General features: G+C 61.8%; 28 protein-coding genes. 10 read left to right on the top strand and 18 right to left on the bottom strand.

Annotated features, from left to right (window positions below):
• Nucleotides 1–16: 16 nt before the first annotated feature.
• A complete protein-coding gene (locus HBOR_RS09600; RefSeq protein WP_006056988.1) occupies nucleotides 17–1,216 on the bottom strand; it encodes an MFS transporter in 1,200 nt (399 codons plus the stop codon).
• A 139-nt stretch (nucleotides 1,217–1,355) separates the two neighbouring features.
• Nucleotides 1,356–2,045, bottom strand: a complete 690-nt coding sequence (locus HBOR_RS09595; RefSeq protein ID WP_013440625.1) for an SCO family protein — start codon at nucleotides 2,043–2,045, stop codon at nucleotides 1,356–1,358.
• 116 nt (nucleotides 2,046–2,161) lie between these two features.
• On the opposite strand from HBOR_RS09595, the gene HBOR_RS09590 reads away from it, so the two are divergent.
• Both HBOR_RS09590 and HBOR_RS09580 read left to right on the top strand, forming a co-directional pair.
• Nucleotides 2,162–3,451 carry a DUF7405 family protein gene (locus tag HBOR_RS09590; RefSeq protein WP_006056990.1) on the top strand — a complete coding sequence of 430 codons (1,290 nt, stop codon included), beginning with the start codon at nucleotides 2,162–2,164 and terminating at the stop codon, nucleotides 3,449–3,451.
• A 413-nt stretch (nucleotides 3,452–3,864) separates the two neighbouring features.
• Nucleotides 3,865–4,284, top strand: a complete 420-nt coding sequence (locus HBOR_RS09580) for a CBS domain-containing protein (RefSeq protein ID WP_013440624.1) — start codon at nucleotides 3,865–3,867, stop codon at nucleotides 4,282–4,284.
• 38 nt (nucleotides 4,285–4,322) lie between these two features.
• Here HBOR_RS09580 and HBOR_RS09575 read toward each other — a convergent pair whose 3' ends face one another.
• The 3 genes from HBOR_RS09575 to HBOR_RS09565 all read right to left on the bottom strand — a co-directional run bounded on the left by HBOR_RS09575 (nucleotide 4,323) and on the right by HBOR_RS09565 (nucleotide 6,282).
• Nucleotides 4,323–4,994 (bottom strand): cytochrome c biogenesis CcdA family protein, encoded by a 672-nt coding sequence (locus HBOR_RS09575; RefSeq protein ID WP_006056993.1) that lies wholly within the window; start codon nucleotides 4,992–4,994, stop codon nucleotides 4,323–4,325.
• A complete protein-coding gene (locus HBOR_RS09570) occupies nucleotides 4,994–5,512 on the bottom strand; it encodes a TlpA family protein disulfide reductase (protein ID WP_006056994.1) in 519 nt (172 codons plus the stop codon). The genes HBOR_RS09575 and HBOR_RS09570 overlap by 1 nt, the downstream gene beginning before the upstream one ends.
• A 101-nt stretch (nucleotides 5,513–5,613) precedes the next feature.
• On the bottom strand, nucleotides 5,614–6,282 hold the full coding sequence (locus HBOR_RS09565) for a DsbA family protein (RefSeq protein ID WP_006056995.1): 669 nt from the start codon (nucleotides 6,280–6,282) through the stop codon (nucleotides 5,614–5,616).
• Nucleotides 6,283–6,458: 176 nt separating this feature from the next.
• Here HBOR_RS09565 and HBOR_RS09560 point away from each other — a divergent pair, with 176 nt between their 5' ends.
• Nucleotides 6,459–6,821, top strand: a complete 363-nt coding sequence (locus tag HBOR_RS09560) for a 2Fe-2S iron-sulfur cluster-binding protein (protein WP_006056996.1) — start codon at nucleotides 6,459–6,461, stop codon at nucleotides 6,819–6,821.
• Between the two features lie 46 nt (nucleotides 6,822–6,867).
• Here HBOR_RS09560 and HBOR_RS09555 read toward each other — a convergent pair whose 3' ends face one another.
• Nucleotides 6,868–7,059 (bottom strand): hypothetical protein, encoded by a 192-nt coding sequence (locus HBOR_RS09555; protein WP_006056997.1) that lies wholly within the window; start codon nucleotides 7,057–7,059, stop codon nucleotides 6,868–6,870.
• 36 nt (nucleotides 7,060–7,095) lie between these two features.
• The gene (locus tag HBOR_RS09550; protein WP_006056998.1) at nucleotides 7,096–7,659 is read right to left on the bottom strand and encodes an NUDIX hydrolase; all 564 of its coding nucleotides are present in this window, start codon (nucleotides 7,657–7,659) and stop codon (nucleotides 7,096–7,098) included.
• 191 nt (nucleotides 7,660–7,850) lie between these two features.
• Here HBOR_RS09550 and HBOR_RS09545 point away from each other — a divergent pair, with 191 nt between their 5' ends.
• Nucleotides 7,851–8,060: a hypothetical protein gene (locus HBOR_RS09545; RefSeq protein WP_006056999.1), complete on the top strand. Its 210-nt coding sequence runs from the start codon at nucleotides 7,851–7,853 to the stop codon at nucleotides 8,058–8,060.
• A gap of 41 nt (nucleotides 8,061–8,101) precedes the next feature.
• The gene (locus HBOR_RS09540; RefSeq protein ID WP_006057000.1) at nucleotides 8,102–8,551 is read left to right on the top strand and encodes an RNA-binding protein; all 450 of its coding nucleotides are present in this window, start codon (nucleotides 8,102–8,104) and stop codon (nucleotides 8,549–8,551) included.
• Here HBOR_RS09540 and HBOR_RS09535 read toward each other — a convergent pair.
• On the bottom strand, nucleotides 8,548–9,108 hold the full coding sequence (locus tag HBOR_RS09535) for a thioredoxin family protein (protein WP_006057001.1): 561 nt from the start codon (nucleotides 9,106–9,108) through the stop codon (nucleotides 8,548–8,550). The two genes, HBOR_RS09540 and HBOR_RS09535, sit on opposite strands and share 4 nt — an antisense overlap.
• A gap of 35 nt (nucleotides 9,109–9,143) precedes the next feature.
• Nucleotides 9,144–9,569, bottom strand: coding sequence for an EamA family transporter (locus HBOR_RS09530; protein WP_013440623.1), 426 nt, complete (start codon nucleotides 9,567–9,569; stop codon nucleotides 9,144–9,146).
• Between the two features lie 162 nt (nucleotides 9,570–9,731).
• On the opposite strand from HBOR_RS09530, the gene HBOR_RS09525 reads away from it, so the two are divergent.
• Nucleotides 9,732–9,929 carry a DUF7501 family protein gene (locus HBOR_RS09525; protein WP_049890466.1) on the top strand — a complete coding sequence of 66 codons (198 nt, stop codon included), beginning with the start codon at nucleotides 9,732–9,734 and terminating at the stop codon, nucleotides 9,927–9,929.
• A gap of 118 nt (nucleotides 9,930–10,047) precedes the next feature.
• Here HBOR_RS09525 and HBOR_RS09520 read toward each other — a convergent pair whose 3' ends face one another.
• From HBOR_RS09520 to HBOR_RS09495, 6 genes are read right to left on the bottom strand one after another with little or no spacing between them, the layout of a single operon-like run.
• The gene (locus HBOR_RS09520) at nucleotides 10,048–10,908 is read right to left on the bottom strand and encodes a DUF58 domain-containing protein (protein ID WP_006057004.1); all 861 of its coding nucleotides are present in this window, start codon (nucleotides 10,906–10,908) and stop codon (nucleotides 10,048–10,050) included.
• A 2-nt stretch (nucleotides 10,909–10,910) separates the two neighbouring features.
• The gene (locus HBOR_RS09515; protein WP_006057005.1) at nucleotides 10,911–11,855 is read right to left on the bottom strand and encodes an AAA family ATPase; all 945 of its coding nucleotides are present in this window, start codon (nucleotides 11,853–11,855) and stop codon (nucleotides 10,911–10,913) included.
• 7 nt (nucleotides 11,856–11,862) lie between these two features.
• Nucleotides 11,863–12,963, bottom strand: coding sequence for a DUF7502 family protein (locus HBOR_RS09510; RefSeq protein ID WP_241432432.1), 1,101 nt, complete (start codon nucleotides 12,961–12,963; stop codon nucleotides 11,863–11,865).
• 2 nt (nucleotides 12,964–12,965) lie between these two features.
• Nucleotides 12,966–13,547 (bottom strand): hypothetical protein, encoded by a 582-nt coding sequence (locus HBOR_RS09505; protein ID WP_006057007.1) that lies wholly within the window; start codon nucleotides 13,545–13,547, stop codon nucleotides 12,966–12,968.
• Entirely contained in the window at nucleotides 13,544–15,901 is a 2,358-nt protein-coding gene (locus tag HBOR_RS09500; RefSeq protein ID WP_006057008.1) for a VWA domain-containing protein, read from the bottom strand. Before HBOR_RS09500 ends, HBOR_RS09505 begins: the two co-directional genes overlap by 4 nt.
• Nucleotides 15,901–17,697, bottom strand: a complete 1,797-nt coding sequence (locus tag HBOR_RS09495) for a DUF7408 domain-containing protein (RefSeq protein WP_006057009.1) — start codon at nucleotides 17,695–17,697, stop codon at nucleotides 15,901–15,903. The genes HBOR_RS09500 and HBOR_RS09495 overlap by 1 nt, the downstream gene beginning before the upstream one ends.
• 141 nt (nucleotides 17,698–17,838) lie before the next feature.
• Here HBOR_RS09495 and HBOR_RS09490 point away from each other — a divergent pair, with 141 nt between their 5' ends.
• Entirely contained in the window at nucleotides 17,839–18,054 is a 216-nt protein-coding gene (locus HBOR_RS09490; RefSeq protein ID WP_006057010.1) for a hypothetical protein, read from the top strand.
• 15 nt (nucleotides 18,055–18,069) lie between these two features.
• Here the strand turns inward: HBOR_RS09490 and HBOR_RS09485 are convergent, their stop codons facing one another.
• From HBOR_RS09485 to HBOR_RS09475, 3 genes are read right to left on the bottom strand one after another with little or no spacing between them, the layout of a single operon-like run.
• Nucleotides 18,070–19,029 carry an ABC transporter ATP-binding protein gene (locus tag HBOR_RS09485; RefSeq protein WP_006057011.1) on the bottom strand — a complete coding sequence of 320 codons (960 nt, stop codon included), beginning with the start codon at nucleotides 19,027–19,029 and terminating at the stop codon, nucleotides 18,070–18,072.
• Nucleotides 19,026–20,024, bottom strand: coding sequence for an ABC transporter permease (locus HBOR_RS09480; RefSeq protein ID WP_006057012.1), 999 nt, complete (start codon nucleotides 20,022–20,024; stop codon nucleotides 19,026–19,028). The genes HBOR_RS09485 and HBOR_RS09480 overlap by 4 nt, the downstream gene beginning before the upstream one ends.
• Nucleotides 20,025–20,042: 18 nt before the next feature.
• A complete protein-coding gene (locus HBOR_RS09475) occupies nucleotides 20,043–21,131 on the bottom strand; it encodes an extracellular solute-binding protein (RefSeq protein ID WP_006057013.1) in 1,089 nt (362 codons plus the stop codon).
• A gap of 166 nt (nucleotides 21,132–21,297) precedes the next feature.
• Between HBOR_RS09475 and HBOR_RS09470 the strand changes: the two genes are divergently transcribed.
• The 3 genes from HBOR_RS09470 (at nucleotide 21,298) to HBOR_RS09460 (ending at nucleotide 24,408) form a co-directional block, all read left to right on the top strand.
• Nucleotides 21,298–21,786, top strand: coding sequence for an Lrp/AsnC family transcriptional regulator (locus tag HBOR_RS09470; RefSeq protein ID WP_006057014.1), 489 nt, complete (start codon nucleotides 21,298–21,300; stop codon nucleotides 21,784–21,786).
• Nucleotides 21,783–22,934 carry a pyridoxal phosphate-dependent aminotransferase gene (locus HBOR_RS09465; protein ID WP_006057015.1) on the top strand — a complete coding sequence of 384 codons (1,152 nt, stop codon included), beginning with the start codon at nucleotides 21,783–21,785 and terminating at the stop codon, nucleotides 22,932–22,934. The genes HBOR_RS09470 and HBOR_RS09465 overlap by 4 nt, the downstream gene beginning before the upstream one ends.
• 217 nt (nucleotides 22,935–23,151) lie before the next feature.
• On the top strand, nucleotides 23,152–24,408 hold the full coding sequence (locus HBOR_RS09460; protein WP_013440620.1) for an ABC transporter substrate-binding protein: 1,257 nt from the start codon (nucleotides 23,152–23,154) through the stop codon (nucleotides 24,406–24,408).
• The last annotated feature ends 104 nt before the right edge of the window (nucleotides 24,409–24,512 follow it).

Raw genomic sequence — 24,512 nt, 5'->3', positions numbered from 1 at the left:
ACGCGACAGTCCTGCGTCAGTCTCTCACTGACCCGACGATTCCCTTGCCAAAGCCTCCAGACGAGAGTCGCCAGACCGAACGCGCGGCGACGAGGGCGATGGCGACTTCTGAGAGGCCGACAACGAGGAAGGCGGTGAGAAAGTCGGCTGTCGAGGTGGTGAATCCTCCGACGACGAATCCCGTGAGAAAGCCGAGACTGCCGAAGACGTTGAAGCCGCCCAGAGCCGCGCCTCGTTCGTCCGGATCCGCGATGTCGGTGACGAGCGCCATCGTCGAGGGCGAAACGAGCGCACCGAAGACGCCGACGAGAATCATCGACACGATGGCGAGCGGGAGCGTCGGTGCGACACCGACGACGATGATGGTGAGACCGAACCCGATGGACCCGACGATGACGGGGACGAACCGGCCGACCCGATCCGAGAGGACGCCGAGCGGATACTGGAGTACTGCAAACGGGAAGAAAAACGCGAACAGCGCGAGTCCCGCCCCGAACGCGTCGAGACCGAACGAACGGAAGTAGAAGACACCGACCAGCGAGAAGAATCCCGCCGTCATCCGGTCGATAAAGCCGAAGGCGTACGGAATCCCGAGTTCAGGGCGTTCACGGAGACGGCCGAGCGCAGCGCCGAGGCGGACACGGACGCCGTCTGGTGTTCGGTCCGGAACGGTGGCGACGATGACCGCCGCGACGACGAGGAGCGTCGCCGCCCCGTACAGTGGATAAAGCGGATCGGCGTCAGCGAGTCGGCCGCCGACGACAGAGCCGAGTGCCGCACCGAGACCGATAGCGATACCCGCTGCACCCATATTCTTCCCGTTCTCCGAGGAGAGGTCAGCAAGTGCCGTCATCGACAGCGAGAACGCCCCGATAGTCATGGTGCCACCGAGGGCGCGAATGCCGAGAACAGCAGTGAAGGAGACGCCGAGAGCGGGGACGGCGGCGAGGACGAGGTAGCCGAGGGCACCGCCGAGTGCCCCCGTGACGATGAGCGACCGCCGTCTCCCGAGGGCATCGCTTGCGGCACCCCAAACACCTGCGAACGTGACGAAAGCGGCGAACTCAGCGACGAGGAACCACATCCCACTCTGCACGTCGCCCGTGCCGCCGAGTTCGTGAACCAAGTCAGCGACGCCGGGATAGAGTAGCACCTGCGACACCAACACCGCCCACACTGCGAGGGCGAGTCGGCGTCGTTCCGTCCGTCTGTCCATACACTCCGGTGGTGTTTGCTGACAGAAAATCGCGTCGTTCGGCGGTCGGGGATGGTGTTCGAGACGGAGACCGCGACAGGGTTCGTTCGACCGCAAACAGGTGATTCGGGCTGCCGAACGGGCGGTCAGACGGTGCCCGTCACTCCGATGCGTTGCGGACGCGCCGGAGGTCCTCGATAAGTTTCTGTTCGTCGGGATTAGTCCCGCGGTACGCGCGTTCGACGTAGCCATCCCCGTTGACGAGGAGAACGACGCTCGTGTGTGCGAACATGTACGGCTTGTCTCCGTTCTCCTGCTTTTCGAAGAAGACGCCGAACGTCTCGTCAACGATACGCCGCGCCTCACTCTTCCCGTCCGGACGGAGGAAATGCCAGTTTCCGGCGTCCATATCGATGTTCATCTGCTTTGCCTCTTTCCGGAAGGCCTCGGCGTCGTCGCGCGCCGGGTCGAACGAAACCGGGTAGAACGACACCTCGTCGTCGTACCCCTCGTTGATCGAGTGCACCTGAACTTTGCGCAGGGAACTGATGAGAAGCGGACAGACTGTCATACAGTTGGTGAAAAAGAACGTGTGGAAGTGCGGCCCCTCGATGTCGCGCACGGAGACATCCTCGTCCGAGAGTGGTGCCGGAATCGTCACGTCGGGGACGCGCTGGCCCCACGCCGGATACGGCAGGTCCTCGCTCTCCAGTTGCTTGTCACGGTCCGGTTCGCTGAGGACGACGTTCGGGTTCGAGTCGCCGGATCCGAGCGGAGATCCGCCGAGACAACCTGCAAGACCAGCCGCGCCGGTCACCCCTGCCGCACGGAGAAAGGAGCGTCGATTCATTATCCGTAGTTACGGCTCAGCGGTCATGAACGGCGTGGTTCGTCGGCGGACTTCGAGCGGCACACAACGAGAGGCGCACCAGAACCCACTTCACCGCGAGTGACCTAGCCCAGTCCATGTTCGAGCGTGGTGCGTCTCGCCGGACGTTTCTGAAATCTGCCGTCGCGCTCGGCGGCGCGACAGCCCTCTCCGCTTGCATGTCTCGCAACGACGAGCCGATTCCGGCGGGGACGGACGACCCGTCATCGCTTCCGAAGCGACAGCACGCGTGGAACGAGTTCATCCGTACCGACGGACACGGGAACGTCGAACTACCGCGCCATCAGATCCTCCTCTATCTGAATCTCGACGGCGTCCCCAGCGAGTCAGACCGCAAGGCGGTCGAAGACGCGCTGACGACGCTGGACCGGGCGTACAAGCGGACTCACGAGGGACTGATCTACTCTATCGCCTACTCGCCACGGTACTTCTCCCGATTCGAGGAGTCACTGCCGGAGCATATCGATCTCCCCGAACCACGTTCGCTCTCGTCGTTCGAGACACCCAAGTTCGACCGGCAGGACGCGCTCGTCCATCTCGCGTCGGACCGCGCCGACGCGGTACTCGCCGCCGAAGAAGCCCTTCGCGGGAACCAGGACACGCTCAACTCGGTCGAAGTCGCGGCACCGCTGACCGACGTGTTCAGTGTCGCAGACCGGCGAACAGGATTCGTCGGACCGGGAATGCCCGCCGAACGACAGGATGGGCTGAAGGGGATTCCAACATCGAATCCGGTACCCGAGGAATCACCGTTGTTCATGGGATTCAAAGCTGGCTTTGCGGGCAATCAAGCGTCCGAAGCGTACGTGACGATTTCGGAGGGGCCGTTCGCGGGCGGAACGACGAAACACCTCGCCACCATTCGTCAGCGCCTCGATGACTGGTACGAAGAGCAAGACTTCGAAGAGCGCGTGATGGAGATGTTCTCGCCAGTTCACGCCGAACGCGGACTCGTCGAAGGCGTCGGCGAGAATCTCGGAGACGCCAGCGGACTCACACCGGAGATGATCGAAAACGTCCGCCAGCAAGCCGAGGAGTTCGGCCGTGCCGGTCACGCAGCGAAGGCCGCGCGCGCAAACCGCGACGACGAGGGCAACGTCCGACTGCTCAGACGCCACTTCGAATCGACCGACAACAGCGAGGCCAGTCTGCACTTCCCGAGCCTCCAACGCGGTATCTCGGCGTTCGAGGAGGTCCGCGAGGCGATGAACGGGTCGGATCTGACCGACATTCCGACGATCAGACAGCAGGTAAACAACGGCATTTTGGAGTACATCTTCGTCAAGCGCCGCGGCAACTTCCTCGTCCCGCCGCGGTCGCTGCGAGCGTTGCCCACGCCGACGGGCGACGTTCCCGGACTGGAATGACGCTTACTCCCCGTCGGCGGTCGCGTTTCGGTGGCGGTACAGGCTGGACCCGCGTCTGATGGCCCACCCGACCACGAACCCGATTGCTCCGATGATGACGCCTCTGGTTCCGAGGAAGATGTCCTGTCAGGAGATAAACACTATATCGCCGGTGATGGTGAAGACGCCGACGGCGTATGCGGCGAACGTGATACAAAAGAGTCCGATGACAAACGACCAGCGGCTGCGACTGCCGACCGGGTCTCATCCGAGAAGGAAACCGCGAAGCGTGGAGAGCATGGTTGACAGTTACTCCGGATTAAACTATACTCCCGCGGTATCGTGGAGACGAGAGTGCCCGCGGCGTCGGTATCCGAGACTCACCGCGTCGAATCACCTAAGGGGATGCTTGTCCTCTCCCCGGTCAGTTCTGTATGCAAGTAGCTCAGGTTATGAGTTCGCCCGTCGTGACCGTCACTCTCGATGCAACCCTGCGTGAGGCCGTCAGATCGATGTTGGAGCGTCGCGTCGGAAGCGTCGTCGTCCTCGATACCGGCCCAATCAGTATCGTTACTCGCTCAGATGCGCTCTGGGGGACCTACCAAGATGGGGGCTCGCTCGCTGATATCGCGGTAACTGACGTGATGAGTCGTGATCTCGTGATGACGACAGAACAGACGAGCATCACCACTGCACTCGACACGATGAAACAGCACGAAGTCAAGAAACTCCCCGTTAGGGACGGAATGGAACTCGTCGGTATTATCACGATGACCGACATCGCAGAACACCACCCAGAAGTCGTTCACGAGGTTCGCAACCGCATCTCACGAAAAGGCGACTGGTCTGACTGACACCGTCTCGGTGGTTGCCGCTCGGAGTCGCCGTGGCCTCACACCCATCCCAGGAACTGCAACGAGATGACAACCTGCCACAGCCCGGCGAGAACCATCACGACGCCTGCGATACGCTGTACCGACCCGATGTACTTCGACAGGTCGCGGAACGCATAGCTTCCGAGTGCTCCTAACACCGTCACCGCTGCGAGTGGGGCGGCGACAGAAAGCGCGTACGCGAGGAGGACGATGGCCGCCTTTCCCGTAGATAGCGTGAGCGATTGCGTGACGACGCCGACGAAGACGGGAACGACGCACCCGGCGGCGGCGAGAGCGTAGACGCCGCCGAAGACGGCAAACCCGCCGACGGACGAACGCCGCTCGGGTAGTTGCATGTGGAGTGTCGGCGCATGACCCAGTGCGAACAGCGCACCGAGGACGATGAGTGCGACGCCAATAATTGGCTCAAGGAGTGTGAGGTGTGAGACGACGGCTGTTCCGGCAGTGAACAGGACTCCGGCGACAGTGACGAGGACAACAAGTGCGCCAATCGCTGCGGCAGTGCCGCGGACGATGGCGCCCCCAGTATCCGAATCGTCGCGTCCAACGTAGTAGCTGATGTACCCCGGCAAGAGCGGATACGCGCAGGGAGCGAGGAAGGTAGCGGCGCCCGCTGAGACGGCGAATGCGACGGTTCCAGCGAACGCGCCCGAAGCGGCCATCTGCATCACAGCACCGCCGTAATCTGCGCTCTGAGGTTCGACTCCGAGGCGAGGCCGCGGTGGGTCCACGTCGCGGTCCCGTCGGCGTCGAAGACGGCGAGGTAGGGAAGCCCACCGGCACCTAACACTTTCATCAGACGGCTCTCGGGGTCGTGACCGACTGTCCACGCGCCGTCGTGGTCGGCCCACCACTTGCGCACGTCGTCGGCCGTGAGATTGTCGCCGAACCCTTCGTTCGTCACCGAGACGAACGCAACGTCGTCACCAAACTCCTCGTGGAGCGCCGTCAACGACTCCATCTGCGCCGAACACGGAACACACCACGTAGCGAACAGGTCGAGAACGGTTGGTTTCCCGGGAGCGGGTACCGGTCGCTTCCCTGCCTCTGAACCCGGTGCATCCAACGTCTGGACGGTCAGCGGGAGACCGTCGTCTCCGAGACCGACGCCGTTCAACGCGACGTATCCTGCGCCGCCGACGACCGCGAGACTCCCAACTCCGGCGATGAGTTCGCGCCGTTTCACGGACAGATACCTCCGCAGGGGACCGGTCGCTGCATAGTCGGGTGAAAGATGCCGAAAGACAAAATCCGTACGCAGTCGTGCATGGGTGGTGCGCAGGTCAGTTACGACTTTGATGCGGACTTCAGGTGTCCTTCGATGCCGTTCTTGACCGTCTCCCATCCGGCACCGGAGAGGTGCTCACCGTTGACGATAATGGCGGGCGTCCCCCCAATGTCGACTTCGATGCCGCGTTGCCGGTCGCTCTTGACGACTGAGCGATAGATGTCTTGTTCGACCGAAGCCATCACTTCACAGCCGTCAACGTCGAACTCGTTTGCTACGTCGTGGATGACGGTGTAGCCGTTACTCGTGAGTTCGTTCTGTTTCTCGAATAACCTCTTTGCGTACTTGAAGTACGTCTCGTCGTCGGTGCGGTCCTGCACGGCGCGCGCGGCGATTGCGCCGCCCCACGACCACTGTTTGCTTACGGGAATCGGGAAGTCGAAAAAGCGGTAGCGAATCTTCCCGGTGTCGATGTAGTTCTGCTTTACCTTCGGGAAGACATCAACGTTGTACGTCGCACAGTGAGGACAGGCGAAGTCTTCGTACACGTCCACCGTCACGTCGGCGTCCTCGGGGCCGAGCGTCGGCGTCGGAAGCGATTTTACCTGTTCGAGGTCGCCAACTTCACAGGAGGGCTTGGACTGGCTATCGGAACCGCCGAGACACCCGGCAGTGGCCGCGAGGGCACCACCGGCGGCGGCGAGATAGGACCGTCGAGTCGTTCGCATGGTCGAAACGTGGGTGCCACGATATTTATACTGACTGCTGTTCCGATAGCCGTCACCGAAGCGTACCACGGGCGCACTGTGGCTGGACCACCAGACTGCCCGCTACAGGGGCGCTTTGGCTACTCTGACTACCAACTGCCGACGACGCTTTGTCCGTTCGGGCCGGGGATACAGGTATGCCGACCGTTCAATTCCGGGACAGCGAGATTCAGTGCGAACGGGGTGCGGTCCTCCGCGACGTCCTCCTCGCTGCGGGCGAGTCGCCTCACAACGGGAGCGCGGACATGCTCAACTGCCGGGGACGGGGGACGTGCGGCACCTGTGCCGTCGCCGTCGAAGGCGCGGTCACCGACCGGACGAAGCGAGAGGAAACACGGCTGTCGTTTCCACCGCACCACCCCGACTCAGGCCTCCGTCTGTCGTGTCAGACGCGCGTCCTCGGGGATGTGACCGTCGAGAAACACCCCGGGTTCTGGGGACAACACGTCGAGGAGTCGGAGCGCAGCGAGGACAACGGCACTGGCGGCGGCGACGAGTAAACGGCACCAACCGCAACGAGTAGTCAGTCGCGTTCGCAACGAGTAGTCAGTCGCGTTCGGGGCCGTGGAGTGCCGGAAATTCGGTCCCGCAGTCCTCGCACGTTAGCCGCTTCTCGGTCAAATCGTCTCTGTCGTCGTCGCCTTCACCGGGTTCGGCGGTGACGAACCGGTTTCCGTCGGGGAGCGACAGATACACCGACGCACCGCAGGCGGGACAGGGAACACTCACGAGTGGCATCGTTCGCAGACGACGGCGCAACGCAGTTATAGCTGTCTACAACGAGGCGTGGTCGCGCCACGCGAGGAGGTCACCGCGGTCCCGCGTGTCTGCCGGCAGATCAGAAAAGGAGAACCACCCGGCGTCGGAGATTTCGTCGTCCGGGTCGTCAACGTGTAGGTCCACGTCTTCGGCGGCCGCAAAGAACACCGGCATAACCCCCCACGTTTCGTAGTCGTCACAGCAGATGTCGATTCGATTGGCGATAGCGAGACCGCGGTAATCGGCTGAAACGCCAGCTTCCTCGCCGAGTTCTCGGATGGCCGCCTCGCGGTACGTCTCGTCTTCGCGCACCTCGCCGCCGGGGAGCACCCACAGATCAACGCCGTCGTGGCGGACGAGGAGGAGTTCGTCGGTGTCGCGGTAGACGATGGTGTGGGCTCCCCACGGCGCACCGGTCTGTTTCACGCGACTCGCAAGCGTCCGGAATCGGCGGCGGGAGACACGGCGTGTGCGGTGTTCGTCGAGGTAGTTCGAGTACTGTTCGCAGAGGCGATGGTACGCCTGCTCGGCGCGTTGACTCGCTTCGTCCGCGAGAAACCACAGGTCGTCTACGACCATTGCTCGGGGTCGGGCGGTCGCTTCGTTCGCGTATCCGTGAGGGTCATGCCGACCCTTTCGGTGGCGTGGCTAAAGATGGCTTCGACACACCCACGTGCGGCGTGGAAAGTCGCGTTCGGCGTGGACGGTGTGAGCGTTGCACGCCGGGCAGAACCAGTCTACTTTTCACCTCCGCGGTCCCCATCCGAGGTATGGAATTTGACGAAGGCGACGCCGTCGTCCTGAACGACAAGCACAGCGAATTCGACGGACAGGTCGGCAAAATCACGCAGGTCGTAGAGACGATGTTCGGCGACGAGACGTACGTCGTCAGCTTCGACGAAGGCCAAGAAGTGGGCATCTCGCCCGACCAACTCGACGCCGCCGAGGGCGACGAGGCCGACGAAGCGGACGACGAATAGGACGGTCTTTTTTCCGTTCGGGTGCAAACGCGGTACAGAACATGCCTCGCGTCCCGTTCCATTACATCGACCTGCGGACGTTCTGCTACGAGACTGAAGACGAGAAACGCGTCGAGGCGGCGATTCGAAGCCTCCTGCCCGAGGAGTTCGAAATCGAACGCATCGAGAATACCGGTCACCACGGCGACCGAATTATCGTCTTCTCCGCCCGCGTCGAGCGCGCCAACGAGGTTCGCCACGTCCTCTCGAAACTCTCGGACATCCAGGACTTCGAGGGTCTGTTGGACGAACTCGACGAGCGCGTGACTGAAAACTGCGAACTGTTCATGCGACTCGACAAACAGGCCGCATTCCGCGACGAGACACGCCTCGGTGACGGTATCACGTTCCGCGCGAAAGTCGAGGCGTACCCCGCGAAGAAGGACGCGGCCGTCGAGAACGCACGAGAAGCGTTATTGCAGGCCTCGGAGTTAGACGCCGAAGACGACTAGTCGCGCCACTTGATCGAGCATCCCTGCGATGGTATCTCATCTAGCGGGATTTCGTCGCCTCCGATGACCGCTTCGACGGACGTCCGCATCTCGTAATCGGTCACTTCGTCGTCGGGACTCATCGCGTCGTCGATACGCGACTGGAATCTGAGGACGAACTCGTCACCTTCCTTCTCGAACAGGAACGGGTCGGGCGTACACACCGCGCCGTACTCGCGCGCGACATCCTGCGATTCATCGCGGAGGTAGGCGGTGTACTGAATCGTTCCATCCTCGACTAACTCCTGCATTCGGTCGAAGGAGTCGTCGGGGTACTCCTCGGCGTCGTTCGGATTGATACCGACGACGGCGAGTTCGTCGTACGTCCGCGCGAGGTAGTTTAGTTCGTCGAACTTCGCCTGCGCGTACGGACAGTGGTTGCAGGTGAAGACGACGAGAAGCGCATCGTAGTCTGCGAACGAGTCGAGCGTGTACGTCTCCCCGTCGGTCCCCGGGAGCGAGAAGTCGGGGGCCACGTCGCCGTGCGACAGGTTCGAGTCGGATTCCTTCAGTACCATCTCGTCCGAACTATGGCCGCGACGGGCAAAAATCGTTACTCGACCGCGACGAGGTAGACGGCGATGATGGCGAGTCCGATACCCAGCGCCTTCCGCGCGGTGAGCGATTCGTTCAGGAAGACGATTCCGATAACCGAACTGAGCACCAGAAACATGCCGAAGATCGGAGAGACGATGCTCACCTGCCCTATCGAGAGCGCGCGGTAGTACGCAAGGATACCAACGGTGAGACAGAGACCCGCCGCAAAGACGTACTTCGATTTCGAGTGCGTCAGGTAGCCGATCACGTCGGAATCGTTATACACGACGATACTCGCCGTGCCGAAAACGAGGAGAGAGTTCGCCATCAATGCTGCAACGTTACTTGGGATGCTCGGTTCCCCCTGTGTTGCCACTTTCATCAGCGGCGAGACAAACGCATATGCGGCCAACGCGAGGACGGCCCACGGTAGATAACTCATTGCCACCGTGATATCAGTCGGTCGGAGTTTACCGTTTCGACCTGCGACGACCAGACACGAACTGGACAAATATTGATATTAGGCTGGATTATTGTAAAAGTTCAGAATCAAAATCTGCACCCAGCACGTGATTTTATAACTCTATGTGTGTATTGGGTGTGTATGTCCCAATCCCAACCACCGTCCGAAATCGCGTACTCGTGGGATGACCCAGACCTGTGCCCGTTCTGCATGACGGAGTTGGACACTCCCGGTGCAGGCTTCATCGAGCACTTAGACGACAGTCCCGTCTGTGAACGCGGGTTCGAGACGTGGCGCACGTCCGTCGCCAACGACATGCGCGGCGAGTGGTCCGGCTAGTCGGTCACGAAGAACTATACGCGTCCGTTCTCCCGTTTTTCGTCACAGTAGCACCGTTGTCGGAGATTCTGAGGAGTTGCTGACGAGAAGAGGCTCCGACTTCTCGGTCGGAGAATCGTTATTCGACCCACACGTCTGCGAAGGCGTCGAAGAACGCAGCCCCCGTGTTCACGAGAATGTGGTCCGCACGGTGCGTCGTCGCCCGTTCGGAGATGGCTTCGACGTGCGACTGGAGTCTGTCGTGGTACTTGTTGGCCATGGAGCCACCGAAGTACGACCGCAAGGAATCGCCGGACTCGGGGTCCTCGAAGATGGTGTCGCCCGTCACGTCAGGGTCGAGCTCGTCCGGCGCGAGCGTCTGTACGAGTATCACGTCGTTCTCTTCGAGGGCGGCGACGGCCGACTCCACTTCGTCGGGGTCGGTGAGAAAGTCGCTGACGACGACTACCAGTGAGCGAGAGTGGATGGTACTCGCGTATTCTTCGAGCGCGGACACGAGATCAGCCTTGTCCGACAACTCCGTCTCGTTCAACAGGTCAACGACCCGAAGGAGGTCTCCCCGATTCGACCGTCCGGTGTCGAGACGCTTCGGTCGGTTGCGGAACGTCGAAAAGCGGAAGTCGTTGTTCTCCTCGGCGGTGAGGTAGGCGAATCCAAGACCGATTTTCGCGCCGAACTCGAACTTGTGTGCGTCGCCGTCGCCGTAGTCCATCGACGCCGAGGTATCCACGAGGACGTGGACAGTGAGATTTCGTTCTTCCTCGAACTGTTTGACGTAGTACTCCTCGGTTCGCGCGTACACCCGCCAGTCGATGAGTCGCGTGTCGTCGCCGGGCGCGTACCGACGGTAGTCGCTGAACGTTAGTCCTTCACCGACGCTTCGGGACTCCTGTTCGCCCTGCTGAACGTCTTCGGAGATGCGCTGCAGCGAGGCTTCGAACCGTTCGAGTTCGGCGAAGAAGTCCGGTTCGATGGTCACGGTTACGCCTCATCAAGGAGTTGTCGGACCGCATCCTCCGGCGTGATCCCCTCGCGTTCGGCGCGGAAGTCCAAGAGGATGCGGTGGCGGAGGATGGGCAGTGCCATCTCTTCGACGTCCTCCCAACTGACGTGCGACCGCCCTGCGAGGAACGCGCGCGCCTTCGCCGCGAGGACGAGACCCATGCTCGCACGGGGACTCGCCCCGAACTCGACGTTCTCCGCCTCGCGCGTCGAACGAACCAGTCGCACCGTCCGGTCGCGGATATCGTCCGCAATCGGCATCTGCTGGACGAACTGCTGTGCGCGTTGCAGTTCCACGCGACTCAAGACGCGTTCGACTTCGGGTGCCGTCCCGCCGCCGGTGTACCGATTCACAATCTCGAACTCCTCGTCTTCTTCGGGGTAATCGACGAGGATTTTCATCAGGAAGCGGTCGGTTTGCGCCTCGGGGAGTGGGTACGTGCCGCCTTGGTCGATGGGGTTCTGCGTGGCGAGGATGAAGAACGGACGGGGGAGTTCGTACGTCTCGCCCGCCGCCGTCACCTGTTGTTCTTGCATCGCTTCGAGGAGGGCGGCCTGCGTCTTCGGCGTCGCGCGGTTGATCTCGTCGGCGAGGACGAGATTTGCGAACACCGGCCCCTTCTCGAAGACGAACTCCCGACCATCGTCGATCTCGCGGATGATTTCGGTCCCCGTGATGTCCGACGGCATGAGGTCGGGCGTGTTCTGGATCCGTGAAAAGGAGAGGTCGGTCACTTCGGCCACCGTCCGGACGAGCGTCGTCTTCCCGAGACCGGGATTCGACTCCAAGAGCGCGTTGCCGTCGCAGAGAATGCAGACGAGCAGACGCTCGATTACGTCGGACTGGCCGACGATTCGCTTTGCTATCTCACCGCGGACGCGGGACAGTTTCTTCTGCACTCGGTCGATGTCGTCTCCAGGCATTGTCGTCTCAGGTATCGTCTTCGTCGTCTTCGTCGCGTATTTTCAGGTTGTACTCGCGGATGAGCTCCGCGTCTTCGACGTTCTCCGATTCGGCGTATCCCGCCTGTTGGCTCTCGACGGCTGCATCAGCAAATCCGCTGTCGTCGTAGGAGGACGGCGGTGCGGTCGAACCGCTCGTCCCCTCGCCGCTTCCGGTTCCTTGGACGGAGGCGTTGATGCTCTCATCGCCCGCAGAGATGTTTTCGGCGTCACCGAGAATCTGTTCGCCGTCCTCTAAATCTTCGTCTTCTCGATCCGGTTCATCCGGATTCGGTTGCAGTGAGCCGGCCTGATCGCCGTCGTCGAACGTCTGAGAGAGGTCTAAACCGACGACCGCGACGTGAATGCTGGCGAGACTCACGACGACGACGAGAAGCGAGGTGACGACGACGCGGCGCGTCCCGACGAGTTCGAGACTCGATGTCTCGCGCAGGTCGCCGAGAACGTCCTCGTAGAGGTGACGAGCCATCTCGGTGTCCGTGCCATCTTCGATGCTGTCCCGTGCGGTTCTGAGTTCTTCTCTAACAGCGGGGTTGGCCGTCTCGAACTGTTCGACAAGCGGGCGTCGCGTCCGAAAGGAGAACTCGGCGACGAAGGTGAGGATACCGATACCGAGGCCCGCGATAGTCGAACCGTAAATTGTTGCTGGGACAACACCACCAGCACCGGCGACTGCGCCGGGGAGCGAAAGCGCTCCGCCGAGTGCATCCGGGCGAAACAGACGGAGACCGATATTCACAGCGAGTGCGACCAATCCGGCGTCGAGGAGCGCGTAGAGGAACGCTATTTTGCGCCCCTCACGGCGGACTTCCGAGATTGCCGCACGCATCTGGGCGGTCGATGTGTCTCTGTCGGCCGCCGTCTCGTTAGCTGTCGCCTCGTTAGCCTCCCCAGCAGCCGTCTCCGCCTCGTCGGGAGTCACTTCGTTGCTGTCGTCGGAGCCGTCCGTCTCGTCGCTGTCGCCGTTGGAGACCGCTGTCGCGGCATCGCCAGCGCCGTCTTTGGACTCGACAGTCCAGTCAAATCCCGAGTCAGCGTCGAACTCGCGTTCGTCGTTTGCCTCTGTCATCACTAACACTCCGGAGGCGGGGGGCTGTTCGCCTCCTCGCTCCAGTCGTCGCAGACCTCTCGGAGGTCACGCTGTAGGTCGTCGCGATCGTCCCGTAAGTCATCAACTTCCTCCGAGAGCTCTTTGTTCTCCGTTTTCAGCTCCGCGACTTGCTCCTCTAACGTCTTGTTCTTCTTTTCGAGTTCCTCGATTTTGCTCCGGGCCTCATCGAGGTTGTCGCGGACGGACTCTAACTGTTCGCGCTTTTCTTCGAGTGACGTCTCGGTGCGTTCCAGTTCCGCCTGCGTGTGGTTCAGCAACTTCTCTGTCGATTCTAACTCCGCAGCGACGTGTCCAACGTCTCCTTGCGTCTGCTGGAGGCTCTGATTGAGGTCGTTGACGCGTTCGCGGAGGACCTTTAGCTCGGTTCGCGCGGACTCTAGCTCCGCGCGAAGGTTTTTGTTCCGTTCGCGCAACTGATCGTTCTGGGTTTCCAGATCACTCGCCGATGACTGATACATCATTGTCGCACCCACTGTCCCGGTGAGGAGAAGGGCGACGACAGCGACGAGGGCGAGGTTGATTGGGCGGCCGATGAAACTCATGTCAAGCCTCCTTCACCAGCGGTACTGCTCCGACGGACTTGAACCCGCCGATAGATGACATCGAGACTGAATGATACGAGCGCGAGTACTAGCGCTAGCCACGTCCAGTCAGTTTTGACGGACCGAACCCGTCGGGACTGTTCGCGGGTGAACTCGGCTATTTCCTCGCCCTGATCCGCGGTGAACTCCTTACCGCCGGTTCCATCCACTAAGTCGTCCAGAGCGGGATCCGGACCGAACGCGCCGTACTCGGCTCGGTAGTTTGCGGCGTACGCGGCGTCCATCACCTCGTGGAAGCCAGCCTCGTCGGGCGTTACTGATGCCCGGTACGCCCCGTCACCGACTTGCCGGAAGCTTACGCCCTCGACAAACGGGCGCTCGTCACCGCGGTACGTCACTGTCGTCGAAGACCCGACGCGAGTATCTGAGATGCCGGTGATGCCGGTCGCTTTCCGTTCCGGATCGCCGATGACGTAATTCGTCGATTTCGTCAAGAGCAGCGAATCGGGCTTGCCGAGGAGGCCGTCGAGGCTCCCGTCCGCGCCGTACGTCGTGATGGTGGCGACGCGACCGAGACCGTAGCGCCACGTGGCGACAGCGGGCGTGCCGTCCTCGCTCGCCACGAGGAAGTCCGCGCCACGTCGGATGGACACGTCATTGGTCGAACCCGGATTCGCCGTCAGCCTCACACCGGACGTGATGAACGTGTTCGGATCAACCATGGTCAGGCCTTCGCCCTCGTACGACTGCGCCCCGCCGAACAGGATATTGAGGCGGTTCGTCTCGGTCGCGCGGAAGTAACTCCCGCCGGACGCGCGGGCGATAGTGCGGAGGTTCTTCTCGTTGGGGTTCTTCCCCGCACCGATTGCGATGATACGCTTGCCTTCCGAGCGGAGCTGTTTGGCGTAACTGATGGACTCTTCGACCCGGTCGTGTCCGTCGCTGATGAGGATGACCGTGCCCGGATCGTCGCCGAGCATTTTCCCCGCACCGCGGAGACCGCCTGCGATGTCCGTTGCGCCGCCCGCCTGTAGACGACGAATTCGGTCAGCCAGCGCCTCGCGGTTGGGGCCAAGCGGCTGTCGCTCTGCGACGCTGTAGGTGCGATGATTGAAGCCGACGATGCCGACTTCGTTTTCGTCGCCGAGTTGTTTCAGCGCGGAGAGCGAGACGGCTTTCTGTACGCGCATACCGCCTTTGGAACTCCCCGAAACGTCGATTGAGAGGACGATGTTCGTTGATTGGCCTCTCCCGTCGCCGGTGGTCACCGGGAGCATCGACGCCAGCGAGGAACTCTCGTAGTTACCGTTCTCGAACGAGTTCGGTCCGCCGACGACAAGCAGTCCGTTGCCATCGATGACGTACTCTTGGAGAGCGTCCACGTTGCCGATACGGCTCGCGGGCATATCCTGCACGACGACGGCGTAGTACGGCGAGAGGTCTTCGGGAACTGACGACCGCTTTTCGACGTTGTACACGTTGCGGAGGTAACTCTCGAACGGGTAGCCCCGCTCGGAGACGTACAGAATCTTCGGCCGGTCTACGGCGCGGACCGTCTTGCGGAACACGTCGTTTTGTTCGAACTTGTCGGTCGATTCCATCTCCGCGGTGATTCGATGCGTCCCCGTCTCCGAGAACGTGTGCGTGAACTCGCGGGCGTCGGTGGCGTTCTGAATCGTCGTCTCCAACACTTGCTCGCCGTCTACCGCGACGGTCACTTTGGCCGGCGTGTTTATTTCGACGCCGCCGACGCTGACGAGGAACGTGCTTTCGACGCCGACGCTCGTCTTCGAGGGACCGTTAACCGACACATACCGTTCTTTCGTGTTGGGTTCGGGCGAAACGGTGGAGACGGTGGTGTTCAGCGACCGAGCGAGTTCCGTTACCTCGGAAAGCGACCGTCCCTCTGTCACCCTGCCATCCGAAAGGAGGAGGACGCTCCCGTTCTCGCGGAGGTTCGCGGCCACACCGTCGCCGATAGGCGAGGAGCCGCCGCTGGCAATCGTCGTCGTCGCCACCGGAACACCCGCTTTCTCGATAGCCGACGCAACTTTGTCGGCGCGTTGGGGCGCGACAGTCGTACTATCAGAGCGATCTACGAGGAGTGTCACCTTCGGTTCCCCCAAGGTCTCGGTTGACTGGGCCGTGTACGGTCCGGCGGCGGAAACGACGAGGAGGACGACGGTGAGGATGCGCACGACGAAGAACCACTGCCGACTCCGATTTGACGCCGTTCCGTCCGCTCTGTACCACACGAACGCCCACAGGAGGATGACCCCGATGGGCAAAGCGAGGAGGAACAGCGGCCGCTCTACGCCGACAGTCATGCCCGTTGGGAGCTCGAAGCCGACCATTAGAGATCACCTCGTCGGCGGAGGTAGGCGACTTCGAGGACGACGCCACCGATAGCGGCGAGTGCGACCCATTCGGTCAGCGGGTCCGGAGCGGTTTTCTCTTCCTCGCGCGACGCCACGCTCTCGTTATCTGTGGCGCCGATGTCGGACGCGACGACGGCGGACTCGGATTCACTCAACAGCGACGCGCTGTATCGCGTGCCGTCAACTTCGTAGAACCCGGAATCGTCGAGACGGACAGACGACGCGGTGACCGCACCCTCGGGCGTCGTAATGCTCGTCTCGTTCTCGAACGACAGGCGCGTGCCGGTCTGCTCGTTCAACGCCGAGAGCGGCGGCCGTCCGGCGAGGTCGTAGACAGCGCGCTTCCAGAACACCGGATACTGGTAGTTGTACTTGAACGACGAGTCCGACTCGATGTAGCCGTAGTAGAGTATCTGGCCGGAACCGCGCTGGGCGGTTGCGATCATCGGCGTACCATCTGCCGTTTTCAAGAGCGCCTTCCCCTCGCGGAGTTCGCCTTGGAGGTACAGCTCCGGCGGTGGGAAGTTGATGTTCCGCATCAGTTCCGTCTTTGCGGGCGAGGTGAGCGTCGGGTTCGTCCCCGTTCCGTTGGGGGAGAGCAAAAGCAGATCGTCGTACCGCTTCGGCATGGGTGACTGCGCCTGAATCACGACGCCGCCGCCGTTCTTGATTGCGTCACGTCCCGCCTGCAGGTTGCCCGCGAGGAGTCGTTCGCCCTCCACGTTCGAGTAGACGACCACGTCGTAGTTGCCGTCCGTCGGCGTCGGCGGGTTCTTCACCGTGAGTTTGACGCTATCGATGACCGAGAGCGCGGTCGTGAGGTAGTTGTTCTCGTCGTTCGTCACGACGAGAACGTCCACGACGGCGTCCGGCGGTGCGGCGACCGAAGCGGTGTCGTCCGTCGGGAAGTCATCGCCGGGCGAAAGTGTGACCGTCCCGCCGCTCGCCGGAATCTGGAACGTCACCGAACGAACGTCGCCCGGGCCGAGCGACAGCGACTTCTGTGTGCCGCCGAGCGAGACGCTTCGCGTCACGGAATCGTTGCCGTAGTTCTTCAGCGACACCGTCACCTCGGTGCCCGAAAACGACCGGCTGACGATACCAACGTTGCCTGCCCCGCCGCCATTGAACTGGCGGAGTTCGACCGACAGACCGCGAGCGCGGGCAACGCGGACCGCGTCCCGCCACGCACTGTCATCGGCGAAGTCGCTTACGACGACGATTCGGGATCCTTCACCCGCGATAGATGCCGCTGTAGAGATGGCCGAGCGTAAATCACCGGGTGCGTCAGTGGGCGACAGACCCGTGAGAACCGACTTCGCATCGTCCGCCGGCCCGCTCCGGAGTTCGACACGTGGCTCCGCACCGGCGACGACGATAGAGGTAGTGCCGGTGACGGCATCCTGCGCCTCGGAGACAGCACGCGAGAATCGCGTCCCGCCGTCGGACTGAACGTTCATGCTGGCGCTTGCATCCACGACTAAGACCGTCTCCTCGACGGTTTCGGACTGCGAAGTAGACACGTACGGCGTGGACAGCGCCGTGGCGAGCAGGAGAATCACCAGCAGTTGCAACAGCAACAGCGTACTTCGTTTGAGTCGTTCGAATACCGGGTTCGACTCGTTCTCTCGTTGGTCCTCTGTGAGGAACTGGTACGTCGGGAACTGAATCCGCCGCGGATCGGGGCGAACCAGATACAGAATGAGGATGGGAATCGCGGCGGCAAGGGCGGCGAATCCCAGCGGGGTGAGAAAGACGTCAGAGAGGGCCATCGACAGAGTTGGTGTTCGCACGCCTATTGTGTCTTTTCCAATACGTCGGTGGATGCAAGGAACAGTCTCGAATCCATACCTATTCGATTGGTATCATTAGAACACAGATATTTCAACCGTGTCTCTCGAGTTCACCCACATATGAAGCTCACCCATCACGTTAAACGCTGGAGTGGTGCGCTCTCTCTGTTCTTGGTCAGTCTCGTTTGGGTGTCCATCCAATGGGAAACGCTCCGTGGAATCGCCACCGAGGGCCCGTCAGTCGTCGATACGTTCGACGAAGTCGCCCTCATGTTGCTGTTACTCGCTACGCTAGTGGTATTAGCCTACGAAATTCGGACGACAACTACCGAGTGAATCGTTTTCTCGCTCTCAGAGCAACGTACTTGCGGACTCCTCGAACGAAACGCCGACGGAAGATCCGGGCGCGGGCGGATCAGTAGTGTAGGCATCGATCCGGTGGTCGCTGACAGCGAGGGTCACGCGGAACACGGCATCCTCACGGACGACTCGTTCGACTCTCGCCGTAACGTCGCCCGATCCGTTGTCGAGTCGGACGTTTTCCGGACGGACAGCGAGATATTCGGCGTTTCCCGACCCATCAACGGCACTGCGGAGATCGTCGGTGTCGAGGGGGACACAGTTACTTCCGGTAAACTGCGCGACGAACTGCGATGTCGGACGGTCGAAGACGGCGTCGGGCGTTCCGCGCTGGACGATACGCCCCTCGTTCATCACCAGTATCCGGTCGGCGAGCGTTCGGGCCGTCGTCCGGTCGTGCGTGACGTAGACCGCGGTGACGCCATCGAGGACATCGAGCATGTCCTGTCTGAGTCGTGTCTGCGTCGGCACGTCGAGCGCCGAGAGCGGTTCGTCCAAGAGGAGAACATCCGGGCGAACGTACAGCGAACGCGCGAGTGCGACCCGCTGTTTCTCGCCGCCGGACAATGTCGATGGGTACCGATCCGCAAGATCGCTAATTCCGAGTTCGGCCAGCAGTTCCGCCGCGTCGCCCGTCGTCTCGTGATAGCGGTCGCCGTACCGAACGTTTTCCGCGACGGTCATGTTCGGAAACAGCATGTAGTTCTGGAACACGAATCCGAACCGGCGGTTTTCGGGTGCCTTAGGCGTGAGGTCGGTGCCGTCGAGAGCGACGGACCCATCGTGTGAGTGGAACCCCGCGACTGTCTCAAGGAGGAGCGACTTCCCGCTTCCACTGGGGCCGAGAACGACCGCTGTCTCACCGCGCTTGACTTCGAACGCCGCGGCCGTGGTGAACGGGTCCGCTCCGCGCGCGGTGAACGTCGCCTCGACATCGACCGAGAGCGTCATCGAATCCCTCCCGTTCTGGTCGTATCGGCGGCGAGCCATCGGATGATGAGGAAGACGGCCGTCGAGACGAGCAGCAAAAGGAACGTGACCGCGCCGCTCTGATCGAGACCGCCGGTCAGGTACGCCTTCCGGATGAACACGGGGGCGTGCTGGCTCGTCACCTCACGTCCCGCGGGCGGGTAGAAGAATCGAACGCTGTAGGCGACGATAGCCACCGCACCGAACTCCGAGACCGACCGCGCCCACGCCAGCACGCCGCCGGTCACGATGCCGCGAACGGCCAGCGGTCCCGTCACCCGCCGGAACGTCTCGAAGCGACTCGCACCGTGAATCCGCGAGGCGTACTCCAGACGGTCGTCTACCGCCTCGAACGCTTCGCGGGCGCTGTTGACCGCGTACGGCGCGCTGACGAACACCATCGCCAGCACCATCCCGGTTACCGTCCCGAGGACAGTTAACTGCGGGAACGCGCCGCCTCGTCCGAAACCGAACAGGACGATAATGCCCGCCGCGGAGTGCGGAACGACGAGCGGTAGATCGACGAGACTTGCGACGAGCGTCCGGCCGGGGAACCCCCGCGAGAGTGCGAGTGCGAGCGGAACACCGAAGATGACGCTCACGAGCGCCGCGAGTAAGGGAGCGTACACGGAGAGGTACAACATCCGGTGGACATCGGGATCAAGCGCACGTTCGAGGATGAGCGACGGTCGCTGACGGGCGACGAACATCGCAAGCGGCAACCCGACGGCCAACAGAAGAACGCTCCCGAGGACGGCGATAGTCACGCCGAACACGCCTTCGTTGGCGGCGACGGCCGCGCCGAAGACGCTCAACAGCGCAAACCCCGCGTACACAGTCGGTATTCCAGCGGTGTATGTCGCCGCGAACGCGACGAGTTGGACGACGGCGAACGCCACCACGAGCGACCCGCGTGGAAGCGTCTCGAACGCACTGCTCCGCCCGGTGCCTACATCTGCCGTTGGTGGTGCGGACATGGATTCGCTGAACTGTGGTTACAGTTCCATCGGCCCGAGCGTGGACTTCGCAGTCGCGTACTCCATCACGTTCGACGGCACGGCGTCAGCCCCGGACTTCGGGACGACGGCGGGTTCGACCGGGACGAGACCTTTTGCTTCGAGTGCGTTTTGCCCTTCGCCGTTGAGCATGAACTCCACCCACTTCGCGCCGAGATTCGGCGCGTCGGCCACGTCGGGAACGGTAATTCCGTAGGCGATGGGTGCGCCAGTGAACGTCCCGCTGTCCGTCTCAACCGTCGCTTTGGCGTAGTGTTCGGCGTATTCAGACGTTGCTTTCGAGAGGTCCACTTGCGGTTGGAGATCGATGTACGGGAGTTCCGAGGTCGAACTGATCGACTGGTAGTAGATGGCGTAGTCGAGTTTGCCCGACTTTAGTTGGCCTTCGAGATTCGTCTCGGTCCCCGTAGGGACGACCGAGTTCGCCCGCAGTTTCTCGTACGTCGATTGGTCGTAGAGCTTCGCCCCGTCGAACGACTTCGCACCCAACTGTTGGGTCATGACGGCACGGTATCCACCGGGGTCTACGGCCGGATCGCTGTGCCCGATAGTCACGCCGTCCCGCGAGAGCACTTCCCACCAGTTGTCTGTACTGATGTCTTCTGCCCCGTTGGAGTCCTCGCGGTACTGGATCGACATCGAGTTCGTCGTGAAGATGGAGTACCACTTCCCGTACTCCGGAAGCACGCGGTTTCTGATGAGACGGAAATCAGACACGCCGAGTACGTCGGCGCGTCGGCCCTGCTGTGTGATCTTCTTCGTGGATGCCACCGACCCCTTCGCCTCGCGATTGACTTCGACATCGTACTGTTCCTCGAACGCGGCTTCGGCCGCGCTGAACGGCGGTTCGAGGCTTCCCGCGTGGAATATCGTCAGCGAATCGGCCATCGACGACGCCGTCCCCGTCGTCGCTCCGGTCGTGGTTCCACCCCCATCCTGCACACCGGAGCACCCGGCTAACGCGGCCACACCTGCTGCGCCGCCGGCTTTCAAAAACGCTCGCCGGGACCGGCCGCCTGCGAGTCGGCTCCACTTCTGCCGTTGTTCCCCGCGCCGATGTTTCGACATAGATACATCCCTGTTTCGGCGGGCGTCAGATAACGATTGCGTCGAACTCGGATGTCTCGTCGTTGAATTATAGCCTCCCAGTTTCGTCCCCCGTGTAGTGTCTCGGCCGGTGACACATGCTTGCGTCGGGAGCAAACCATTTTACCCGGGACCGCAACTCGGTAGTATGGACGACAAGCGGGAACTGCTCGACCTGTTGCTCCGCAACGCTCGTGAGAGCCCAGAAGACATCGCTCGACAGACTGGACTCGACGCAGCAGCGGTCGAAGCACTCATCGACGAGTTGGAGGAAGACGGCGTCATCCGCGGGTACCAAGCGGTCGTCGATTGGGACCGCGTGGACGAAGAACACGTGCAAGCGCAGGTCGAGTTGAACGTCGAACTCGACCGCGAGACGGGATACGAGGAGATTTCGCGCCGTATCGCCAAGTTCCCAGAAGTGACGTCGCTCTGTTTGGTTTCGGGCGATTACGACTTCGCGCTCACTGTCGAAGGTGACTCGATGCACGACGTATCTAGGTTCATCTCCGAACGCATCGCTCCCATCCCCGAGGTGACGCAGACGGTCACACACTTCGTCATGGAGACGTACAAGGACCGCGGCATCGAGATGGGCGACGGCGATGATGACGACCGACTCACGTTCTCGCCATGAGTGACTATCTCTCGACACTCGCGCGCGAGACGCCACCGTCGGGTATCCGCCGGTTTTTCGAGGTCGCAGAGGAGATGGACGATGTCATCTCGCTCGGTGTCGGAGAACCGGACTTCTCTGCGCCGTGGGCCGCACGAACCGCCGCTATCGACTCGCTGGAACGCGGTCGCACCTCCTACACCTCGAATCGGGGGATGCGAGAACTCCGCGAGGCCATCGCCGGACGGGTCGAGCGCTACGACCAGCAGTACGACCCTGACGACGAGATACTCGTCACCGCGGGTGCGAGCGAAGCCGTTGACCTGGCGATGCGCGCACTCGTTGATACGGGCGATATCGTCGCCGTCCCCGAACCGTCGTACATCTCCTACGAACCGACGGTGTCGTTCGCGGGCGGTGAGGCCTTGTCGGTCCCCACACGCGCCGAAGCGGACTTTGCGGTCGGGTACGACGACCTCGAACGCGCGGGAGCGGCAGAAGCGGACGTGCTCGTCCTCTGCTACCCGAATAATCCGACCGGTGCGGTGATGACCCGCGACGAACTCGCTGACGTGGCGGAGTTCGCGCGCGAACACGATCTGTTCGTCCTCTCCGACGAAATCTACGCGGCGCTCCGGTACGAGGACGACCACGTCTCCATCGCCACACTCCCGGGGATGCGCGAACGGACCGTCGTGTTCAACGGGTTCTCGAAAGCCTACGCGATGACCGGCCTTCGACTCGGGTACGCGCTCGGACCCGCCGCCATCATCGATGCGATGAACCGGATCCATCAGTACACGATGCTCTCGGCGCCGACGACAGCGCAGTACGCCGCCCTCGAAGCCATCGAGTCGTGTGACGACGCCGTTGACGAGATGCGCCGTGCCTACGACCGGCGACGCCGGTTCGTCATCTCCCGGTTCAACGACATCGGGATGGACTGCTTCGAGGCGAAGGGCGCGTTCTACGTCTTCCCGAAGTGTCCACCGGGATGGGAAGACGACGAGGCGTTCGCGGAAGCCCTCCTCCAAGAGGAAAAAGTCGCGCTCGTTCCCGGCCGCGTCTTCGGAGAGAGCGGAGAGGGCCACCTCCGCGTGTCCTATGCGACGAGCATGTCCGAGTTGAAGACGGCACTGAACCGCATCGAGTCGTTCGTACGCGAGTGAATCGCCGCAACAACCTGTAACCCGTTCGCCCCGACAAGGGCTTTTGAGAGGATCGGCGGATCGGGCGACAGCGATGACACGCCGGTGACGAACGCGAGTTGCTACGTGGCGTTTATTTGTGTTCACCCGCGCTGTCTCGGGGGTTGAGCGAACCGATGGTCCTGTTTTCTGTCCGAAAACCGAAACCTCTTTTTGTTTTTAGGGAAGCCTAAAGTGCATGTCTGGAAATGACAACGGCCCTGAATCGACTCGACGGGACTACGTGAAGTACGGTGGGACTGTTCTCACTGGGGGTCTGCTCGCTGGCTGTATGGGCGACACGGATGCATCGTCAACGCCCACGACAAACGCGTCGGAGACGACGACTGAATCGACAGCGACCGGGTCGACGGAGGCGGAATCAGACGACTCGGGATATTCGGCTACGATCTCTCCGGTCGGCGAGGTCGAGTTCGAGTCGGTTCCTGAGAACGTGTTTACGATACTGAGCCACCACACTGATATGGCGCTCGCGCTCGGGTACGGCGACAACATCAACGCGATGCACGCGCCGGGGTACATCCAATCGCTGTGGAGCAAGTTTACTCATCACCTCGACGGCGTATCCGTCGATTGGGACGGACTGTACTCCTCGTGGCCGCCCACCAAGGAGAAACTCTACGAACTCGACAGTGACGTTCACCTCGCCGACCCAGCGAGAGTCGCGACGGCGGAAGGATGGGACGAATCTGATATCGAGGAAATCAAAGAGAACGTCGCCCCGTGGTTCGGGAACACCTTCAGCGACGCCCACCAGCAGCCACCGGCGGCGTGGCAAGACGGCTACGAGTATTACACGCTCTGGGAAACCTTCGGGAGGGTCGCGCAGGTGTTCCAAGAGGAAGAGCGGTACAAGGCGCTTGCGGACGTTCACAACTCGCTTTTGACCACAATCGAGGCGAATCTCCCACCAGAAAGCGAGCGACCGAGCGCGGCAATGGTCCTGTTTTCGTCTTCTGACGATAGCATGTGGGGATACAAAACCAACGCACCCGGCTACTACGCCTCCCACACTCGGCCGTTAGGAGCGACTGACGCACTCACCGAGGCGGTCGGAGACAGCTACGAGAACGTCGGTGACGACATCACGCTGGATTACGAGACGCTCCTCGAAGCAGACCCGGACGTGCTTCTCGTGCTGGGGCCGATGACAGAGTACCACAATATCGACGACATCAGGGCAAAGCTGGAAGACCACGATGTCGCCAAGAAAATCACTGCGGTCGAAGAGGGACAAGTGTACGTCCAAGGGACCCGGCGTCAGGGTCCGCTTCTCAATCTCTTCCAACTCGAAATGACCGCAAAACAACTGTATCCCGACCAGTTCGGCGAGTGGCCGGGCTACACGAACGGCGAACCGTATCCGGAAATCCCCGCAGACGAACAGTTGTTCGACCGCCAGCGAGTCGCGGACATCGTCAGCGGCGACAACTAACCGGCGGCGCACTCTCGTCGTTTCTGCCTCACTTCTTCTGCAATGGCTTGTACGGCCGTTCGAGAGGCTAATTCAGGTATTCACCGAGTGTGACCCGGGCAATC

The sequence above is a fragment of the Halogeometricum borinquense DSM 11551 genome (assembly GCF_000172995.2).
Lineage (GTDB): Archaea > Halobacteriota > Halobacteria > Halobacteriales > Haloferacaceae > Halogeometricum > Halogeometricum borinquense.
This window is presented reverse-complemented; position numbering and strand designations above follow the sequence as displayed.

What these genes read in the sequence shown, in the direction of transcription:
- HBOR_RS09600 (WP_006056988.1), bottom strand. Translation starts at nt 1,216, where the DNA reads ATGGACAGACGGACGGAACGACGCCGACTCGCCCTCGCAGTGTGGGCG.
- HBOR_RS09595 (WP_013440625.1), bottom strand. Translation starts at nt 2,045, where the DNA reads ATGAATCGACGCTCCTTTCTCCGTGCGGCAGGGGTGACCGGCGCGGCT.
- HBOR_RS09590 (WP_006056990.1), top strand. Translation starts at nt 2,162, where the DNA reads ATGTTCGAGCGTGGTGCGTCTCGCCGGACGTTTCTGAAATCTGCCGTC.
- HBOR_RS09580 (WP_013440624.1), top strand. Translation starts at nt 3,865, where the DNA reads ATGCAAGTAGCTCAGGTTATGAGTTCGCCCGTCGTGACCGTCACTCTC.
- HBOR_RS09575 (WP_006056993.1), bottom strand. Translation starts at nt 4,994, where the DNA reads ATGCAGATGGCCGCTTCGGGCGCGTTCGCTGGAACCGTCGCATTCGCC.
- HBOR_RS09565 (WP_006056995.1), bottom strand. Translation starts at nt 6,282, where the DNA reads ATGCGAACGACTCGACGGTCCTATCTCGCCGCCGCCGGTGGTGCCCTC.
- HBOR_RS09560 (WP_006056996.1), top strand. Translation starts at nt 6,459, where the DNA reads ATGCCGACCGTTCAATTCCGGGACAGCGAGATTCAGTGCGAACGGGGT.
- HBOR_RS09555 (WP_006056997.1), bottom strand. Translation starts at nt 7,059, where the DNA reads ATGCCACTCGTGAGTGTTCCCTGTCCCGCCTGCGGTGCGTCGGTGTAT.
- HBOR_RS09550 (WP_006056998.1), bottom strand. Translation starts at nt 7,659, where the DNA reads ATGGTCGTAGACGACCTGTGGTTTCTCGCGGACGAAGCGAGTCAACGC.
- HBOR_RS09545 (WP_006056999.1), top strand. Translation starts at nt 7,851, where the DNA reads ATGGAATTTGACGAAGGCGACGCCGTCGTCCTGAACGACAAGCACAGC.
- HBOR_RS09540 (WP_006057000.1), top strand. Translation starts at nt 8,102, where the DNA reads ATGCCTCGCGTCCCGTTCCATTACATCGACCTGCGGACGTTCTGCTAC.
- HBOR_RS09535 (WP_006057001.1), bottom strand. Translation starts at nt 9,108, where the DNA reads ATGGTACTGAAGGAATCCGACTCGAACCTGTCGCACGGCGACGTGGCC.
- HBOR_RS09530 (WP_013440623.1), bottom strand. Translation starts at nt 9,569, where the DNA reads ATGAGTTATCTACCGTGGGCCGTCCTCGCGTTGGCCGCATATGCGTTT.
- HBOR_RS09525 (WP_049890466.1), top strand. Translation starts at nt 9,732, where the DNA reads ATGTCCCAATCCCAACCACCGTCCGAAATCGCGTACTCGTGGGATGAC.
- HBOR_RS09515 (WP_006057005.1), bottom strand. Translation starts at nt 11,855, where the DNA reads ATGCCTGGAGACGACATCGACCGAGTGCAGAAGAAACTGTCCCGCGTC.
- HBOR_RS09510 (WP_241432432.1), bottom strand. Translation starts at nt 12,963, where the DNA reads ATGACAGAGGCAAACGACGAACGCGAGTTCGACGCTGACTCGGGATTT.
- HBOR_RS09505 (WP_006057007.1), bottom strand. Translation starts at nt 13,547, where the DNA reads ATGAGTTTCATCGGCCGCCCAATCAACCTCGCCCTCGTCGCTGTCGTC.
- HBOR_RS09500 (WP_006057008.1), bottom strand. Translation starts at nt 15,901, where the DNA reads ATGGTCGGCTTCGAGCTCCCAACGGGCATGACTGTCGGCGTAGAGCGG.
- HBOR_RS09495 (WP_006057009.1), bottom strand. Translation starts at nt 17,697, where the DNA reads ATGGCCCTCTCTGACGTCTTTCTCACCCCGCTGGGATTCGCCGCCCTT.
- HBOR_RS09490 (WP_006057010.1), top strand. Translation starts at nt 17,839, where the DNA reads ATGAAGCTCACCCATCACGTTAAACGCTGGAGTGGTGCGCTCTCTCTG.
- HBOR_RS09485 (WP_006057011.1), bottom strand. Translation starts at nt 19,029, where the DNA reads ATGACGCTCTCGGTCGATGTCGAGGCGACGTTCACCGCGCGCGGAGCG.
- HBOR_RS09480 (WP_006057012.1), bottom strand. Translation starts at nt 20,024, where the DNA reads ATGTCCGCACCACCAACGGCAGATGTAGGCACCGGGCGGAGCAGTGCG.
- HBOR_RS09475 (WP_006057013.1), bottom strand. Translation starts at nt 21,131, where the DNA reads ATGTCGAAACATCGGCGCGGGGAACAACGGCAGAAGTGGAGCCGACTC.
- HBOR_RS09470 (WP_006057014.1), top strand. Translation starts at nt 21,298, where the DNA reads ATGGACGACAAGCGGGAACTGCTCGACCTGTTGCTCCGCAACGCTCGT.
- HBOR_RS09465 (WP_006057015.1), top strand. Translation starts at nt 21,783, where the DNA reads ATGAGTGACTATCTCTCGACACTCGCGCGCGAGACGCCACCGTCGGGT.
- HBOR_RS09460 (WP_013440620.1), top strand. Translation starts at nt 23,152, where the DNA reads ATGTCTGGAAATGACAACGGCCCTGAATCGACTCGACGGGACTACGTG.